Origin of the sequence: Bradyrhizobium aeschynomenes (assembly GCF_013178945.1) — a bacterium.
Lineage (GTDB): Bacteria > Pseudomonadota > Alphaproteobacteria > Rhizobiales > Xanthobacteraceae > Bradyrhizobium > Bradyrhizobium aeschynomenes.
This window is the reverse complement of record NZ_JABFDM010000003.1, coordinates 502,623-519,527: the sequence shown is the minus strand read 5'-3', so window position 1 is coordinate 519,527 and position 16,905 is coordinate 502,623. Positions and strand designations below refer to the sequence as shown.

Sequence of the window (16,905 nt, the reverse complement as noted above, 5' to 3'; positions counted from 1 at the left end):
GTTGTTATGACGCGGAATTTGATTGTCGTGCTTTTGTGGATTTTGGCTAGTACCACCATTTCGAATGCCCAACAGCGGCTTGCGCCGATCGATCAGGTGCCGGAAGGCCGACGGATTTCGGGCTGGCTGGTCGATGAAGTCAATTACTCACGTCGGATGGATGCGGAGGGGCGGGGCCTGATCCGGTCCTTTGGGGCCCGAGGTCCGCAGTCGAAGTCCGCTGGCCCGGACGCGTTGGAGTACCTGGCAGCTCGAAACAGCAATACGGTTCAATATGGTCGCGCTTTTCTAAAGGTCGATCGCGCCGGCCCGTTGACGCTCGTCGTGACCGGCGACATCCGCGATTCAGCCGTGCCGTTTACGTCGTGCGACGTCTTCGTCCGTGTCTCGGGACAAGACGTGCTCCATGCACAGATCAGCACAAGGGGACCGGATGGACGGGAGCGGGGCGCGCCCGGGGTCGGCAACATGGTCCTGGATCCCGGCTACTATCGATTGGAATACGTCTTCGGTTGCCCCTACGTCACGCGCGCCAAGTATGCAATTACCGTCCGCAGCGAGATGGACGCGAGTGCTAGAAGCTTTGCGCAGGGCGAGCTTTTTCACGTTGCGCCCTGAGATGACGATCGATGCCTCTGAACTGAAGCTCAGACCTCCGACCGCAAGCATCCGAACTAGCTGAGGAGCCGATGCCTAGCTCATACGACGAGGAACACTGGTATGGCATTGGGTGGCGTCGTCTACGCATGCAAATATTCGAACTGGCAAAGGATCGATCGCAGCAGCTGTTCGCTGAACTGGCGGACGTGACCGCCGAGCCTCGCGACGCTGCGACACGATTTGTAGACGATGTGACGCGCGACATCGGGAAGAGAATGGACCAAGCCATCCGGATACAACTGTCAAGTAGCAACGACGAAGCCTGCCCATCAAGTTCGTGGGCATTCGCCCTTCCGCTGTTTGGGGAGATCGAGCCTCTGATCCACGCCCTTGCCAAGCAGGCCGGCATCTTGAAAACGCCGAACGGCAGGACGACACAACTGCAGGCGCTGCTGCAGATCCTTCGCGAGTTTCTGGAGAATGCTCGCCGCGCTCAGAGCCCTGGCAGCGCCCAACGGCTGAAGAACTGGGAAGCAATCGACCGGGTATCGCTCGACATCGCGCGGCAACATTTCGGCACACCGTTGGAATCGCGCAGCTCGGACGAGCACCTGTTGGCGGTCAAGAATGAGTTGCGCAACCGATATCCGACCAACAAGAATGTCAACGTGTCGCTGGGCACATTGCGCGCCTATTTCGACGAATTCTGCGCGCAGTGCGAGATCATTCCCTACGAGGAGGTGGAACGCGAGATACTCGCCCTGGAGATCGAAACCAGCGTATGGCCCGCGATGGACCCGTGCGTCGATGTCCTGAAGAAAAAGGATCGCGCTCTCTGGGAGGCATTGGCGGTTGAAACAGAGACATTTGACGACGTGGAAAAAGAAACGCGGCAAGATTTCATGGCAAGAGTCGGCTTGTCGCGCCGAGCATTCGAGACCCGGTGGAAAGCGGCAGCCGCGTTCCTCCGGGACTGCATAGAGAACTCGTTGGAGTTCCAATTCCGGAGGTCGGGATGACCCAGCGATACAACATACGCCTTCTGTCGGCGATCCTAGATACGCAGGACGAGCGTAAGGCCGATGGTATCCTTTCGGAAGAACGCGCTCGGCAGGCGCTCACGGTCGGACCGCCGTTGAACAGAGATGAACGGCGACTGATCTGGATATCGCCTGATGCGCGGGACGTCTTCCTTGCCGTACGCCGGCAGGTTCGCGCCGACCTGATGGAACGAGTGCGAGATGCCGGCCTGGGAACGGCCGAGCGACGCCTTGCCGCCAGCGGCGGCGATGCGGACGAGATCGCGGGCAACGGCTTCACCGTAACCATCTTCAAAGACGATATTCCTGGTGCGGAATGGTCGGTATCGGTCCAGTTCGCTTCCGAATATCTCGCCCTCATCGGACCTTCGACGGCCGTGATCTTGCGCGATACTGGCGGCCATGTGTGGGTCTCGGGCCGCCCGGACTCTCAGGGCTGCATCAGCGGCGTCTGGGAGCTGAGCACGGAATCGCCGCGAAGCCGGCTGCAGAGATTTAGTCTCACCCTGGAGCCTTGAGTTGGGCAAGCGTTCGGGGGCAAAGTGACCGCGATGACTCCAGATTTCAGCTTGTCGCCTGCTGCATATGCCTTGGAGGCACAGGATATTGCTGCGCAAATTCTGAGCGCTCGCGTCGAAGCACTGTTCGAGAAGCAATGGGGGCCGAAATGGCCTCAGCTGATTCTCGACAAGATGAAGCAGGCAGACAACGAGAAGAGGAAGACAAATCCCGAATCTCGCGGGCGCATACTGTTCAAGGTCGTGAACGGCAAGGCCGAGTGGGACTTCCTGCAGATGCTTCATGCCCTCAGCGACAATGCCCATGCCATTTCAAGCCTCTCCAAACAGAATGGACCGATCCGCGGACTGTGCTTCCGTCTGATCCAGGGACGCAACCAACTCGCGCACAAGAAGGCTGGCTTCGATCGAAACGATGTCGGCTTTGCCAAGGCTCATATCGAGAGCCTGATCTCTTTGGCGCGGTTTCTCGTCGGCGAACAGGACATGGAGCCCGTCAAGAGGCTCTTGAACCACCTGATCGAGAAGTCGCGCCCCAGCCCTGGTTCTGAGCACCGGGAATCAGCTCAATCGGTAACGGACGCACAAGCTGCAAAGCAGGATGAACTCGCAGAAATCCGGGCAATGCTTCAGGACGTCGCGAAAGTGCTCGATGAACGGCTCATCGCCCAGTCACCCCCTGCAGCCAAGCTAACACCGCCTCCCACGCCGCTTGCTGGCTCTCCGGCAGCCCAGGCAGGTCGCACACGCCGGCGAACGCCCATACCTGCCCCCCGACACGGACTCGTTGCGTTCCCGATCGTGGCTGAGGGCGCCGATGCGGACCAGTATGGTGAGTTGGGTTATCTGTCATGTAGCCGCTACGAGCCCGAAAGTAGGCAGGACTTTCTGTCGCGCGTCATTGGCTTCGAAGGCCATGGCCGGTCGGATGCCTACTACCGCATCATTATGGACGCCCGGGAGGAGGAGACCAACCACGCCAAGGCCAACCTGTACACCCATTCCCGCATCGACCCGGGCGGTTTCGGCGGCGACAGCTTCGGACTTGCGGCTGCTCTCGCAGATCGAAGCGCGCGTTATGGCTGGGCGGACCAGGTGCAGCAACGCCGGATCGTCGCCACCGGCGTCATCACGCGGTCGAGAGCCGGAGAAATCGGGCCTGTCGACAGCTTTCTCGAGAAGCTGAAGCTTCTGGAGCGAACGCAGTCGGAGGACGCGATCTTCGTGTGCCCGGCGGCCAACCTTCGGACGGCTTCCGATGCCGAGAAAGCGCTTCTCGAGCACCTGCAGAATGCAAAGAGAATTCGCATCCGTGCGGGGGACCGGATCTCGGACCTCGAAGACCTTTTCTGCCAGCCAGAAACAGCTAAACCGTCCTCGGCCGACGAGCGGTCAGCCGTAGCTTCGAACCCGGAGCCGCCCCCCACCCCATCGGCGACCACCGACGTGAAGAAGACTCGCATGCCGGCAGCGGCACTGGCGATGGTAGCGGCGTTTGGCGCGATCGCGGTGCTGTCAACGGTGTATTTGGCAGCAACGTTCGTCAACCGAGATCGTCTACCTGCGGAGCTGGCGCAAAAAATTGCAGATCTGGTTCAGGCACAGGCCGGACGACAGGCGTCCGCCATGTCGGCGCAGGATTGCAGCGACCTAACGAGGGCAGCTCGAGGGGTGGCCGGGATCGAGCCGCGACGCCTGGATGCGTCGGCGAATGCCGCGCTCGCGGAAGCCTCCGCATGCGCAAGACGCGCTGCAGACAGCGACACCCGGCTCTCGAACGTCGCAGACGCAGCACGGCAGCTTGTCAGTGCAGGTCTCGGTCCGTCCACCTGCACCTCCCTGGCTGTTGCCGTCGATCATCTCGAGGCGTTCGACCAGGACCGCCTCGGCGCGATTCACAAGCAAGCCCTGTCAAACGCGAGCGCTTGCAGGCCGCTGCTTGCCGACAGCGAGAAACGGCTTGCAGACTTCGATCGTCGAGCCTCGGCAATCATTCCAGCGAGCGGCGACCTCTCCGCGTGTGACACGTTGGTGGCCGCAGGACGTCAACTTTCGGATCCAGATATCGCACGCCTTCAGGCAAAATCGGGAGGCGCATACGACAAGTTGACCACATGCGCAACCCGAGTTCAGAGCAGCGACAGCCGAATTCGTACGTTCGTAAACGCCGCAGACGCGTTCGTGCCTTCCAACGTCGGAAGCGTCGAGGCCCTTGTCGCAGCGCGCTCAAGTCTCCAGCCGGAAGATGTCGGACGACTGGACCTCTCCAGGAAGGATAAGCTCCTTCGGGACGCAGCCCAGGCCTCGGAGCTGCTTGGAAGCAGCGATGCCCGAATAGGCGCGTTCGTTGCGAGCTACAGGGAATGGCAGCGAAGTTCGACGCAGTCAAACGCACTGGCGTTCGACCGTGCAGGACGGCTCTCCGATTTCGATCGCCCAAGGCTCACTTCGTCCGAAGCACGGGATGCCCAAGCCGCGCTTTCAACGGTTCGCAAGGAACTGGGCGCCCGTGCGGACCGATGGTCGCTTGTCGAGCGCCTGACGGCAGCGGCCACGCGGCAGTCGCCAGCCGATTACTGGAAATCCCTGAATGACGCCGTCGGACGTCTCAATCAGAAGGACCAGGAAGGCGCCACCTCCGAGCAGATGGTGACGCTAGAAAAAGCACACGAGCTCCTGGCTGCTGGAGCACGCAGAACCATTCCAAGTGAGGAGTTCGCGACCATGCCTGCGCCGCGTGCTCGGTCGAACGGTCTCGACGGCTATCAACGACCGCCGCCCATTCCGGATGATTTCGCAACTGTGCCCTCTAACTCGAGCACGTATAATTCACGCCGATGATCAGGAGAACATAAATGTCTCGGATCGCAATCTTCACTTTGCTCGCTCCCATTCTCCCTGGTCCCTGTTTGCGCCTCTGCGCAGACGCCCCAACCGCAGCAAGACACGAATGCCGTGCTTCAGCCGAGTCTCGCAGAGGTGCTGAAGTATGTCCAAGGTCTGAGGCAAGAGCTGAGATCGTTGCGCGACATCGGTTGCGCGGCCTTCTGTAACCCCGATCTGCAGCGTCGGAGTTCCAGCAATAGAAGCCCCGGAAATAGACATCCGGCGAACCGTCCGGCAGCCGCCCCGCCTCGATTGGATTGTTATCATCCACCAAAAACAGAAACACGTCGCGATCACTGGCATAGAGCGTGGTGGTGTCCTTGGTCACGTCCACGAACCGATTATGGGTCATGGTCGACCAGTCCAGCACCCCCGGCACCTTCCACCGTGTGTCACCGGTGCCGTTGCCGGCGATCTGCATGACGGCGGCAACCAACTCATGATCCCATATACGGCCGTAGTCCGGCCCGGTTACGGCGCGGAGCTCGACCCGGCCGCTGTCGGCCTCCAGGGTCCTGATCAGTTCGGCGCGGTGCGACAGCAACCCATGTTGCAGATTGATAGCTGACAAGGCTGCAGGCAGCTGCCGCAGATAGGCGCCTGGCGCGCCAACCAGCGTGCAGAGCTGCCCAAAGCTCCAATGCGTTGGCGCGACCGATTCGTCACGACCGGGAACGATCAAGGCCAGCCGCTCGACATTCTCTCGGGCAGCTTCGACGCGAATGGATCGGCTCTCGACGGTGCGGGCCTGGGCGCAATCAGCCCGGCTGCGCACGGCGTCATAGAGGTCCGGCAGGTTCAGATATCGCTCATCATCAGGACGCGCAAACCACTCCGACGACACCCGGCCAATGCGCTGGCCGCGCGAAATGTCCACCCGGAATCCACCCGAAACCTTCGTCCGCCGTGTTGAGAAACTATCACGTTCATTGTCACTCTCCTGTCAGGTTGAAGCGCAGCGCTGCGCTGCAACCCTGCCCGTCGGCGAGACCTGGGGTAGCAAGGGCAAGGGCGGCCGGAGTGGAGGGGATCACCCGCCTGACAAGGGCGCGCGAGGCCCGCGCGCGTCTGCACGCGCCGTTCCAGTGTGAGACTCTTGCAATCAATGAGAGGCGCGGAAGACCGGGGAGACCGCTCCGGCCGGCACGTCTCGTGCTTCACCCTTGCCCGCGCGAGGGCGGAGCCATTAGCAATCCCTCTTCAAAAAATGAGCCTTGGCGTTCCTCCCAGGCGCCCGCCTCCGAGGAGGCGGGGCAGATGATCCAGCGTTGGATCAGTCACCGCTGCGGCGCGACCAGATCAGCGTAAAACCGTCGTCGCCGTCGACCCTCACTAGGGATGCGTAGATCGGCGCCGGGAAGCTCGGATCGTCGAGCTTGACCGAGAGATATTCCCGATCGCTGTCGCGGGCGGTCTTCTTCCAGACCGCACCGACCTCGATGCTGCCTGCCCAGATGCGGTAGTCGGGCGCCTTGTCGCTGTCCTTTTCGGACTCGACGAACTTGGCCTTGATGTTGAGCGTCAGCGTCTTGATCGAGCCGGTGTAGCCGTTGTCCGATGCGGTGAAGGTGCCGATGGTCGCCATGGTGGTCTCCGTCTGTTTGCTTGGGCCGCGCCCATCGCGGCCTCGATGGCGGTCCTTGGCCCGGGGAGCGATCGGCCCGCAGCCGTCAGGCCCGAAGCGCAAGCGGAGGACGGCGAGAGCCGGCTTTTTTGGCTTCCCGCGAGGAATGCCGCGCTTGGCGGCAGGGGAAAAAAGCCGGCGTAGCCGTTGCGGGCAGGCGATCGAGGCTTTGGCCGGCCCTCGGCCCGATCAGCCCATTCGAGGTCGCGTCGGAGGCGGCAGGACTGACACACGGACGTTAGACACCCATGACGACCGGATCTGACGCCGCATAGGGACACGACGAAGGCCGCAGCGGTCGAGGGATTTCAGACGTACGCGAACCGACCGCCACCACGTCGCCTCGAAACCAACGCAAGCCAGACTATTGGTGACGACTGCCGGATTGCAGAGGACTCGGCGTTGCCTGCCCAGCCGATCGTGTCGCTCAATTCATGACAACGTCCCGGCCAGAGGTGACAAAATCATCGCTGGTCGAGACGGGCGGCATCGATTTGGATTCCGCCAACTGGCGGTCAACAGCCGGCTCGGACTCGCGTTCCCACGTCACACGAAGGTTGGGCGATTGCGTTACGCGGTCACTGATGTGGCGTTACACCGTCTCGGTAACCGTTCGGCCGCGCGCCGGTCAGGCGCGCGGCCGAAAATCTCAATACGGCGCCGGAGCTGCGAGAGTAGCTCCGGCGCAATTTCTCACTCGACAGCCGTGGGATAGGTCACGCCGGTTTGCTCGTCAGGCGTTTCGCTTACGCGCTCCTGGTCTGCATGTTTTTGACCACACTGAAACCGGAAGACCACTGCGATGCATCGTTCCTGGTTAGAACTGACGACTACTTAGCCCAGGTCTGGCGAACACCGCTCGAAATTGGCGATGACGGCAAATTGCGTCCCACCGCAGGCTAAGGCGAAGAGCGACGATCGAGTGTGCGATTTAGCTGGTTCGACGTTGCCAAAACGGCAGGGTGTCCCCATGGTTGTCGGAGAGTTGATAGAGAGATTTCAAACAAGCCCGACGCCGTCTCGTCCGAGAAACCGGGACGGCGGATTTCCCCAACGGTCCGGCTCGGCGACGTACATCAGGATGCGTTCCGCTCGCGTTACCGCCACATAGAAGAGCCGTTTCTCAGCATCCATGTCCTCCGCGCGGAAATGAGGGAACCGGCCCTCGCGTAGATTGATAAGCGCGACTGCACCATATTCGCGCCCCTTGGAATTATGGATCGTCGTCAGGCGGACGGCCCGATCAGGCGACGCAAACAGACCCAGGTCCTCGATGGTCAGGTTGGCAAGGTCAACGTTCTGGCCTCGCATGTCGGCCTTCATCTCCTGAACGGAGGCGTAAAACAACCCAGCATGTGCCTGATCGATCAGTCCATCGCGCTGCAGGATATCGCCCGTCGCTTGCGACATCGCTTCAAGCCATTGGACCGCCCCGCCTGATTGCGCTAGGCGCGATGCCTCGCGCAGCAGCCGAACGAGCGTGACACGTCCGCCGTATGTAAAGATTTCGAAGCAGACCCTCGCGGTCGCATCCTGCACCGCGTGAAACAGTGCCCGCTCAAGCTGGCGGATATTGTGCGCTCCGGGATCTACGATGTAGCCGCAAAGCTGTTCCGCGAGCGAGGCGAAGAGACGGGATCGGCGATACGGCCTCGCGCCAGGGCCAACAACTGGCACACCGAACTCTCTCAGCTGGCGAGAGAGCGGAAACAAGGGCGCCCATTCTCGGGCGAGAATAGCTGCGTCGCCGAACTCAATCCCCTCATCCGCCAATAGCGGAAGGAAGTGCTCGGTGATGGCCTCAAATGTTCCGCTGGTCTGGATAAGGGATGGCTCGATGCGGATGGTGCGGTTCTGCCCGACACTCTGCATCGCCGGTACGCGCGGAACAAGGCGCTCCGCGTGGGTCACGATAGGCGGGCTGGATCGGAAGTTGCCCGTCAGCGATAAATCCGATCTTGCGCCAATATGTGCAGCGAATGGCTGAATGAGTTCCGGCCGCGCGCCCGTGAAGCCGAAGATCGATTGAGCCGGATCGCCCACAGCGAAAATCCGCGACCGTCCCTGGGAGTGAATGTGCTTCAAGATTTCGATCTGAAGTTCGGTCGTGTCCTGAAATTCGTCGATAAGAAAACTCGAAAAGCGACAAGAAAGCGAATGAGCAATCATGCTATGATCGCGCAAAAGGCAATGCGATTTATAAATAATGTTGGCGAAATCGACGAAGCCCAGCTCAGCGCATTTTTGCCAGAAGTACGGGGCGGCACGCCTAACGGGTTCGTTGCCGAGCGCAACCCCGATCAAGTTTCCATGGACGTCTAAACTGAGGGAAGCAAATGCCTCGAAATCAGCTGCCCGGAGTTGCAGCAGGTTTACCTGTTCAGCCGCCCAACGCGCGATTTCTTCAAATTCCGGGCGGTCACGGGTGAGCACCCGCATGGAACCGGCGAAGCCCGGCACCAGCCACGCAAACGGGCGCAACACTTCGCTCAAGCAGAACGAATGAATCGTTGAAACGACAAAGTGTTGCTCATCACCGTCGAGCAGGTGCGCGGCCAGCCGCTGCTCAATTTCCTGAACGGCCGCATTGGTGTAAGTGATGCAAGCGACCGCTTGCGCGCTTCCCCGCAGCTTTTCGATCTCCTGCGCGAGGCGTGCTGTGATCGTCCGTGTCTTTCCGCTGCCGGGACACGCTGTAAGCAGGATGTTATCTTCGCACGCGACAGCATCGCGCTGTTCGATGGTCAGGCTCATGCTTCACGCAACCAATCGACGGCCTCTCCAATGTAATCCGGAAGCTCCGTCGCCTGCCCGACATGCCGAGCCGCGACTTGCGCGAACCGACCTTTTCCAAACCGTTTGGCCGTTCGCAGGACAGCGTCCTTCAACTCCTCGTCGACTCCCAAAAACTCTGCGTTAGATATTTTTCGAGCGATACGGGGCGCGCCGAGCGCGCGCGCGGCAGCTTCGAGCATGGCGAGATTGCCGTCGGTTGTGATTTCGCGCTCGAAGGTCGTATCGCCAAGAAAGACCCTCACATAAGCGTTTTCTAGAGCGGCCAAGTCCGGCCTAACGGGCTGATCGTCGTCCTGGTCAGCCCCGTCCGCCTCGACGCCAGCGTGGGCAACGTCGTTGGCTTCAGCTGGATCGAGATCGGCATCCGCGACGATGGCGCATCTTTTCGGCAGGCAACCCGCACTGAAGAGTTTGGCGAATACATCGAAATGGACGCCATGAATGGCGACGACTGAGATGCCCTCGCGCTCAAGGTCGACGCCTAGAATTGCCTTCACGAGGGGCGGTATCAACAAGGCTTCGGCCGCGCCTTCGACAAGCATAATTTTTCGCGCGAAGAGCAGGCTTGATTTCGTAGCGTCAAGATAGCGTTCGAGGTCTCCAACATCTTCTTCCGCAAGATCAGCATTTGCAGCGATTGTGCCGGCGAACGGGGCTGTCGCTCCTGTGTTGGTCAGAAGAATGAACGAGCTCAGCGCCGCCTTGGACGCGATGTTCGGGCTGTGAGTGGTCAAAAATGATTGAAACGGCAACGCGCGCAGCGCCTCAAGTAGCGTAAGTTGGAGCTGGGGGTGTAGATGCGCCTCCGGCTCTTCGATTAAGATTAGCTCGCCGGAAGAGCGGCCAATCGCAGCCCGCTTGCGGAAATACTCAATCAGAATAGAGATATAGAGGACATTGTTGAGACCGAGACCGTTGCGGCGGGGTTCGAACCGCTGCATGGCCGTACTGCTCAAGAGCACGTTCAGGTTTCGTACAATGGATTGAAATGAAGGGGCGGACAGACCCAGTTCCACGTCGAGGCTGAAAGCCGGCCCGGTTACCTCTTTGAGGGCCGTATCGATCGCCCGCGAAATCGCTTGGACGGTGGGCGAACCCTCGATCGTATCGTTCGCGGCCTGGATGGCTTCAATGAGAGCTGCCTGCTCGTTCTCGCTGATCGCGCTGGCGTCGATTAACCGGGCCAACGGGGATTGCCGTGGCTGGCGCAAATCGTTTTCGACATCGCGCAAGGCATGGAGATAGACGACCAGAAACGACTGCAGGTATTGAAGGCTCACGGTGGTGGCGCCAAGCGCGTCGTTCTCCGTGTCCCATTCGATCTGTCTCAACTCAACTGCGGGATTGCCGCCACCGACCAACTCCCATGCGTAGTCCGCGAGAGTGAGGGTGTCAGGCCGCCGTGTCCTCAGGCTGATGGCTTCTCGCGCGGCTCGCTTGGGCCTGAAGCGATAGAACAGGCGTGCTTGATCCGGCCCGATCTGGGTGCCGTGCAACATGGCTTCTTCGTTGTCACGCCCCTGAAACCCTGTGAACTCCACCCCAATCAAGACCTGAAAGGGCTGTCGTTGGTCGACGTCGCAATGCACGTCGTCTTTAACGAGGGCGCGGTACGCAGACGACAGGTTTACGTCGAGGCACAGGCGCAAAGCCTGAATGAGGTTCGACTTGCCGGTATTATTTTCCCCGACGACACAGGTAGTTCGCTCCGCCACCCGGACGTCAATGAATTTGAGTGACCGATAATTCTTGATGACAACACGGCTTAGCTGCATTCCATCCCCCAGCGCTAACTCTGTCGGCGAACGCCACCACTTTCGCATGCTGACGAGCTAAACTCACGAGATAATCGTCTGATTTACAGCCTTAAGTAGTCCAGGAGGTCGAACCGAAGACCACCATGCTTGATGAAATGGGTGACCTTCGCACGCTGCGGCAGGCCATTATACCCCACGGACAGTTGCAGCCCGGTCGAATTATGCTTCTTATCCATAAAGCGGATTTCAACGTTCTGCATTTTCCCGACGGCGTTCTGCCCGTCGCAGATCCGCCGAAACTCCAGCTCAAGCTTCGCGTCCTCGGCCTTGCCACGGCATTCCACTTGCAGATGGGTCTGCAGGTTCGTCTGCCCCTTATCGATCAGGAAGCGTTGCAGACGTTCGATGCAGAACCCTAGAGCAATGCTGTACTGGTCGGCCGGTGCGCTGTACTTCTTGACGTGTGCGGCCTTGTCTATGACCGTCGCAATGAGCGTGAATTCAGCCTCTCCAATGAGCTGGGTCACGCGGTCGATGAAGGACGTGCGGGTTTTGGCATTGAGCAGGATGTTGAAGTCGCCGGTCGCCTTGCGGATTTCATGGCCGCGCAGGACGACGCTGTCGTGGCCCCAGAAATCGAACTTCAGGCGCTGAAACGCCGGCACGACTTTATCGATGTATTTGGCTTTCTCGACCACGCAGAACGCCAGGGCAAAAACCGGATGATCCGGGTTGATGCTGGTTAGGCTATGGTCGCCGCTCTCGTCGATATAGACAATGTATTCGCTGAAATCCATTTGCAGATACTAGCCCTGGTCGGCGCCGCCGGCAGCTCAGGTGGCTCATAAACAATCGGCTTTTGCCGTCGTCGGCCATCCACAGCCTGGCCGGGCATTCTCCTCAAGTTCGCTCTTCCGGAGTAATGTCATCCCATGGAATCACCACAGGCGCAAACGAGAACCGGGGGCACTGCCGGGCGTGAGCTTCTTTAGCAAGTGGACGCGTCCGGTCATTCTGCCGGCCGTAGCGGAGCGACGAATCACCGTCGGCAAAAACGCCGTTACTCAGACCGTTTTCCCCCGGACCACGGTATCGGCCCAATTTTTCGATTCGCAGTACCCCGGGCACGACCTGATCAAGCTCGGACTGTCGGCCCCCTTCTTCGAGATGCTCATCCGTGCACCGAAAGTACATCGCATTGATAGCCCACTCCCTGTTCTGACCGCGGTCGACCCTGCACAATATGGAAATGGCCTCTCCCCTCTGGAGTTGAAATGGGACCGGCTCGGCGAGCTCGCCACCTGGGCCGACGCTCCTGATAAGGTGCTCGCCTCTTGGCGGAACAGGTTTACGTTCGCTGTTGAAGACTTAAAGACCGACGCGCCAGGACTGCGGCTGCCACAGGTCGGTGCTCTCCACGCAATCGCAGCTCATTTCTCGGTCGGTTCGGAGTTTGAGCCGGCCACGGTCGTGTTGCCCACTGGTACCGGCAAGACCGAAACCATGCTGGCCACACACGTCTATGGCCGCGAAAGCAAGATGCTGGTCTTGGTCCCAAGCTCCATCCTAAGGGCGCAGATTGCGGCGAAGTTTTCTAAATTGGGCGTGCTGCCGGCGGCTGGCGTCATTCCCCTCGAACTCGCTCGGCCGTTTGTCGCGAAAATCACTAAAGGCATCGAGAGTGTTGCCTCGGCTGATCGCCTCGTCGACACGTCCAATGTCATCGTCGCGACACCAGACATTCTGAAGGCCTCTGCGCCGGACGCACTGGAACGGCTTTTAAAGCGGTGTTCGATGCTGGTGGTCGATGAGGCACACCACATTACTGCAGCGACCTGGAAGGAGATTAGGGACCGCTTCGAGCAGAAGAAGATCCTGCAATTTACGGCGACCCCTTTCCGCCGCGACGAACGCAAGGTCGACGGCAAGATCATCTTCAATTTCAAGCTCGGAGACGCCCAGCAGGCCGGTTACTACCGCCCAATCAATCTCCGCAGCATCGAGGAATTCGGCGATCCGGAGGCGCGAGACCGCGCGATTGCGGCCGAAGCCGTCGCAGTCCTGCGGAGAGACCGCAACGAATTCGGATTCGACCACCTCCTCATGGCCAGGACCAAAAGCAAGGAGCGTGCGGCAGAGGTCTGGCGTGACTACAAAAAGCTCGCGCCGGAAATGAAACCTGTTCTGGTGTACTCCGGGCCAGGTCGTGATGCCGCGAACAAAAAGGCGCTCGCGCAGCTGTACGATCGGGGCAAGGACGGTTCCAGGATTGTTGTGTGCGTCGACATGCTGGGAGAAGGCGTCGACCTGCCAAACCTTAAGATTGCGGCCCTGCATGACACCCATAAATCTCTGGCAGTAACCCTCCAGTTCATCGGGCGCATCACGCGCAAGGGTGACGACAAGACCATTGGAGAGGCCACAGTCGTCACGAACATCGCCGACCCCGATGCCGAAAAGAAGCTCGGCAATCTTTACGCCGAAGGCGCCGACTGGGACAAAATCATTCGTCGCCTGAGCGAGGAGCGGATCGAACAGGAATTGCGCCTGCAGGATGTGGTAGCCGGCCTTAAAGGCAAAGGCACGCTTCATGCGCAGCTCTCGCTTTGGAATTTGCGGCCGCGACTTTCAACACAAATCTACCGCACGTCATGCACCGACTGGGACCCGACAAACTACGTGAAGGTGCTCAAGGGCAAGGACCAGACCTGGTATGCGCTCGACAAGACGCAAAACCTGCTCGTGGGTCTCGTCCATCGCGAGGATACGGTCGATTGGGGGAATTTCCAGTCGTTGGAGGAGACCAGCTACCATCTGCTCGTGATGTGGTGGGACAAGCCAAACAACGCGCTGTTCATCTACGCCAGCGACTACGACGCACTCCGCACCGAACAACTGGCAAACCACGTTACCGGCGACGCAGCGCGCCTCCTGTCAGGAACACCCATCTTCCAGATTCTGAACAACGTTCAACTGCCGCTTGCAAAGAGCCTTGGTTCGTCACGCGTTGGCGCAATCAGCTTTACCGCCTACTTCGGTCCGAATGTAACCGAGGGACTGGCAAGCATCGAGAAGCGCGAGTCCAAACTCAACAATATTGCCTGTCTCGGATACGAAGACGGCGAGCGCGTTCTCTGGGGCGGAGCCGAACGCAAGGGCAAGGTGTGGCAGCAAAACGCCGGAACACTCTCCGAATGGGTGGCGTGGTGCGCCCGCACCTGGAAGAAGGTCTCTGCGGAGGAAACTGTCGCCCCGAACATCACCCGGGATTTTCTCAGGCCCATACGACTATCGTCTCCTCACAACTCTCACCCTATCGCCATCGAATGGGGTGAACATGCGCAGATGATGAATTCAGACCAATTCGTCATCTTTGATGGGGTTAGTGTCCCGCTCTATCTTGTCAATCTGGACGTGGCCGCCGTTAGCGCAGACGGGGCGATAGACATCTGCATATCGTCAGAGACCGTCAGCTCCACGTATCGACTGACAATCTCGGACCAGGTCGTCGCGGGCTATTCACACACCAAGATTTCAGGACCAAATGTCCTCTTCAAGCGATCGAATAAGCTGGTGCTCCCGCTTATCGAACACCTGGTCGCTGACCCCTTTATCGTCCGCTACGCCGACGGCACGTATTCGTATAACTGCTACCACATCCCCGCCAATCTCGATGCCGGCAACTTTCCTGTAGAACGCCTGGAATCTTGGTCGTGGAAGGGCATCCCGTTGAACCGCGAGTCGATGGGAAAGAGCCGTGCCAAGGATACGATCCAGTACAAGACGTTTCAACAACTGCAAGCAGATTTCGAGCTGGTGTTCAACGATGACGGCTCTGGCGAGGCAGCCGACCTGGTCGCGCTCAAGGACATCGACGAGACCACGATCAGCCTTTGCCTCGTTCACTGCAAGAATGCTCATGGCGGGAAAGTAACGGCGGATATCCGCAATTTTTACACACTATGCGGTCAAGCACAAAAGTCCGTCAGCATCAAACACCGCGGCGTACCGCGTCTCTACAATGACCTTAAGCGCCGGCACGACCTGTGGATGAGAGGAGGCAGCTCGCGCTTCCTGAAAGGCGATATAAAGAAGCTTGCCTACTTCAAAGATAAGTCCCGTCGCGCTGCCTTGCATTTTGAAGTGATCATTGTGCAGCCTGGAGCTTCGGCAGCGTCGATCAACGAGGATGCCCTCAAGCTGCTCGCAACGACCGAAACGTACCTGCTCAAAACCGCAGCGGCTGGCTTCAGGGTCATCGTTTCGGAATGACGTCTCGGTAGACCTACCAGACCTCGTCCGCGTTCCAAAAGAAGCTTTCCAGATGGCGATCAAAAGCTCGGCGAATATGTCTGACGTGGCTTGGGCGATAGTGCTTTTGCACTCTGGCATGCATCACCAAGAAGCCGACGTAAATCTGTACCAAATGCCTTTCCAGACGATAGAAGGCTGCAATTGCGTCGTCGTTCTCCGGTGAATCACCATGAACCACGGCATTTCGGACAGCGTATGCAAATCGGACGTCGTCTACGATTTCGACAGCCGCGCCACAGTCGGTCCAACCACCGGCAAAGGCGCAGCGCCATGCGAGTGATTCAGACTTCTTCTCGTTTGGAAGGGCTGCCAGCGCTTCCAAGGCTGATACAAGTCTGACCAAACGAATGCGGTCATGGGGCTCGCTGAACGCCTCTGCGATCAGGGTATTGGCATAACGAAGTCGTTCCAGAACCGGCGACAGCGGGTCGTTTCCCGAAACCATCCAGAAGGCCAGGCTCGCAAGCAATGGCGCATGCATTCCGACATCATCATGGAAATGGTCGACCCACGTATCATCCAGGTGGCTTGCCCAGGGGCCTCTAGACAAGTTGAAGTTCGCGGTACCGCTGTCTCCGAAGTGCACGCGGACCTGTGACTCTTCCCAAACAAAGCCATTCCCGACACGGACATCGTCCATGTGATGGTAGCCGAACTTCATACGGATAAGGTTGAGAACATACTCGGCGACCTCTCGGGCCACTTTCCAAGCCATTTTGGTCTCGTGTCGGCGGACTTCGACCACGATAAAATGGTCATAGCGGCTAGAGTAGGTGGCCCATTCAGCCACAGCTTGATCGCCGAAGCCGTCAGTGCCGTCCGCCTCCGCTGCAATCTTTGACTGATACTCAGCTTCGAACACCGCCTTAGCCAGGATCAGGGCTGGGCCAATACGAAACCGGCTTTTCTTGGCCGATGGGGCAAACTGAACGGGGATAACGAAGAAACCATTCGGCCGCGGACATTCGGCAATTCGCTTGGTCGCGCCAGCGATAACCGCATGTTCCGAGAGGATGCCGGTTCGCTTGGCTTTCGGCAAATGCGCCGAGTGAGCCTCAACTAAACAGCGCCTGGCCGTCTGCGTGGTTACCCGTCTTTGCTCCCCCATCCGTTCAAGAATCAGACGTGCGGCAAGCCAAAGATGCTTGTCCCCCTCGCGGCTAATCGAATTCCATCCGCTCTGAATGTTTAGAACGGAACGGGTCTTTTTGAGCGCTTCAAGATACCACTCTTTGGTCGCGCCTGCGGGTGGGTGACCATCCACCCATTCTCCGAGATAGGCATCGACCGCTTCTTCTAATCGCATGGTTCATCGGGTCGCTATGGCTCAGACCGGTCCTCCTTTACAAAGATTCGGGCCCGCAACCTAG

General features: G+C 59.2%; 10 protein-coding genes and 1 pseudogene. 5 read left to right on the top strand and 6 right to left on the bottom strand.

What is annotated here, in order from left to right; genetic code table 11:
- Positions 1-6: 6 nt before the first annotated feature.
- From HL666_RS11420 to HL666_RS11405, 4 genes are all read left to right on the top strand, one after another.
- A complete protein-coding gene (locus tag HL666_RS11420) occupies positions 7-618 on the top strand; it encodes a hypothetical protein (protein ID WP_172181456.1) in 612 nt (203 codons plus the stop codon).
- Positions 619-746: 128 nt separating this feature from the next.
- Positions 747-1,619 (top strand): hypothetical protein, encoded by an 873-nt coding sequence (locus HL666_RS11415; protein WP_172181454.1) that lies wholly within the window; start codon positions 747-749, stop codon positions 1,617-1,619.
- Positions 1,616-2,158, top strand: a complete 543-nt coding sequence (locus tag HL666_RS11410; RefSeq protein ID WP_172181452.1) for a hypothetical protein — start codon at positions 1,616-1,618, stop codon at positions 2,156-2,158. The genes HL666_RS11415 and HL666_RS11410 overlap by 4 nt, the downstream gene beginning before the upstream one ends.
- A gap of 33 nt (positions 2,159-2,191) precedes the next feature.
- Positions 2,192-4,999 carry a hypothetical protein gene (locus tag HL666_RS11405; RefSeq protein WP_172181450.1) on the top strand — a complete coding sequence of 936 codons (2,808 nt, stop codon included), beginning with the start codon at positions 2,192-2,194 and terminating at the stop codon, positions 4,997-4,999.
- A gap of 214 nt (positions 5,000-5,213) precedes the next feature.
- On the opposite strand, the pseudogene HL666_RS34160 reads toward HL666_RS11405, so the two are convergent.
- The 5 genes and pseudogenes from HL666_RS34160 to HL666_RS11380 form a co-directional block, all read right to left on the bottom strand.
- Positions 5,214-5,921 (bottom strand): annotated as a pseudogene (locus HL666_RS34160) (DUF932 domain-containing protein); the annotation flags it as partial.
- 396 nt (positions 5,922-6,317) lie between these two features.
- A complete protein-coding gene (locus HL666_RS11395; protein ID WP_172181448.1) occupies positions 6,318-6,629 on the bottom strand; it encodes a DUF736 domain-containing protein in 312 nt (103 codons plus the stop codon).
- A gap of 1,038 nt (positions 6,630-7,667) precedes the next feature.
- Positions 7,668-9,422, bottom strand: a complete 1,755-nt coding sequence (locus HL666_RS11390) for an ATP-dependent helicase (protein WP_172181446.1) — start codon at positions 9,420-9,422, stop codon at positions 7,668-7,670.
- Positions 9,419-11,239, bottom strand: coding sequence for an ATP-dependent nuclease (locus HL666_RS11385; protein ID WP_172181444.1), 1,821 nt, complete (start codon positions 11,237-11,239; stop codon positions 9,419-9,421). Before HL666_RS11385 ends, HL666_RS11390 begins: the two co-directional genes overlap by 4 nt.
- Positions 11,240-11,322: 83 nt before the next feature.
- Positions 11,323-12,018 carry a DUF3800 domain-containing protein gene (locus tag HL666_RS11380; protein WP_172181442.1) on the bottom strand — a complete coding sequence of 232 codons (696 nt, stop codon included), beginning with the start codon at positions 12,016-12,018 and terminating at the stop codon, positions 11,323-11,325.
- A gap of 181 nt (positions 12,019-12,199) precedes the next feature.
- Here HL666_RS11380 and HL666_RS11375 point away from each other — a divergent pair, with 181 nt between their 5' ends.
- The gene (locus HL666_RS11375; protein ID WP_172181440.1) at positions 12,200-15,493 is read left to right on the top strand and encodes a DEAD/DEAH box helicase; all 3,294 of its coding nucleotides are present in this window, start codon (positions 12,200-12,202) and stop codon (positions 15,491-15,493) included.
- Positions 15,494-15,506: 13 nt separating this feature from the next.
- Here the strand turns inward: HL666_RS11375 and HL666_RS11370 are convergent, their stop codons facing one another.
- Positions 15,507-16,841, bottom strand: coding sequence for a hypothetical protein (locus HL666_RS11370; protein ID WP_172181438.1), 1,335 nt, complete (start codon positions 16,839-16,841; stop codon positions 15,507-15,509).
- Positions 16,842-16,905 lie beyond the last annotated feature (64 nt).

Bases quoted from the DNA above. Each gene is read 5' to 3' on its own strand.
- HL666_RS11410 (WP_172181452.1), top strand. From the start codon at position 1,616: ATGACCCAGCGATACAACATACGCCTTCTGTCGGCGATCCTAGATACG.
- HL666_RS11420 (WP_172181456.1), top strand. From the start codon at position 7: ATGACGCGGAATTTGATTGTCGTGCTTTTGTGGATTTTGGCTAGTACC.
- HL666_RS11395 (WP_172181448.1), bottom strand. From the start codon at position 6,629: ATGGCGACCATCGGCACCTTCACCGCATCGGACAACGGCTACACCGGC.
- HL666_RS11380 (WP_172181442.1), bottom strand. From the start codon at position 12,018: ATGGATTTCAGCGAATACATTGTCTATATCGACGAGAGCGGCGACCAT.
- HL666_RS11415 (WP_172181454.1), top strand. From the start codon at position 747: ATGCAAATATTCGAACTGGCAAAGGATCGATCGCAGCAGCTGTTCGCT.
- HL666_RS11370 (WP_172181438.1), bottom strand. From the start codon at position 16,841: ATGCGATTAGAAGAAGCGGTCGATGCCTATCTCGGAGAATGGGTGGAT.
- HL666_RS11405 (WP_172181450.1), top strand. From the start codon at position 2,192: ATGACTCCAGATTTCAGCTTGTCGCCTGCTGCATATGCCTTGGAGGCA.
- HL666_RS11385 (WP_172181444.1), bottom strand. From the start codon at position 11,239: ATGCAGCTAAGCCGTGTTGTCATCAAGAATTATCGGTCACTCAAATTC.
- HL666_RS11390 (WP_172181446.1), bottom strand. From the start codon at position 9,422: ATGAGCCTGACCATCGAACAGCGCGATGCTGTCGCGTGCGAAGATAAC.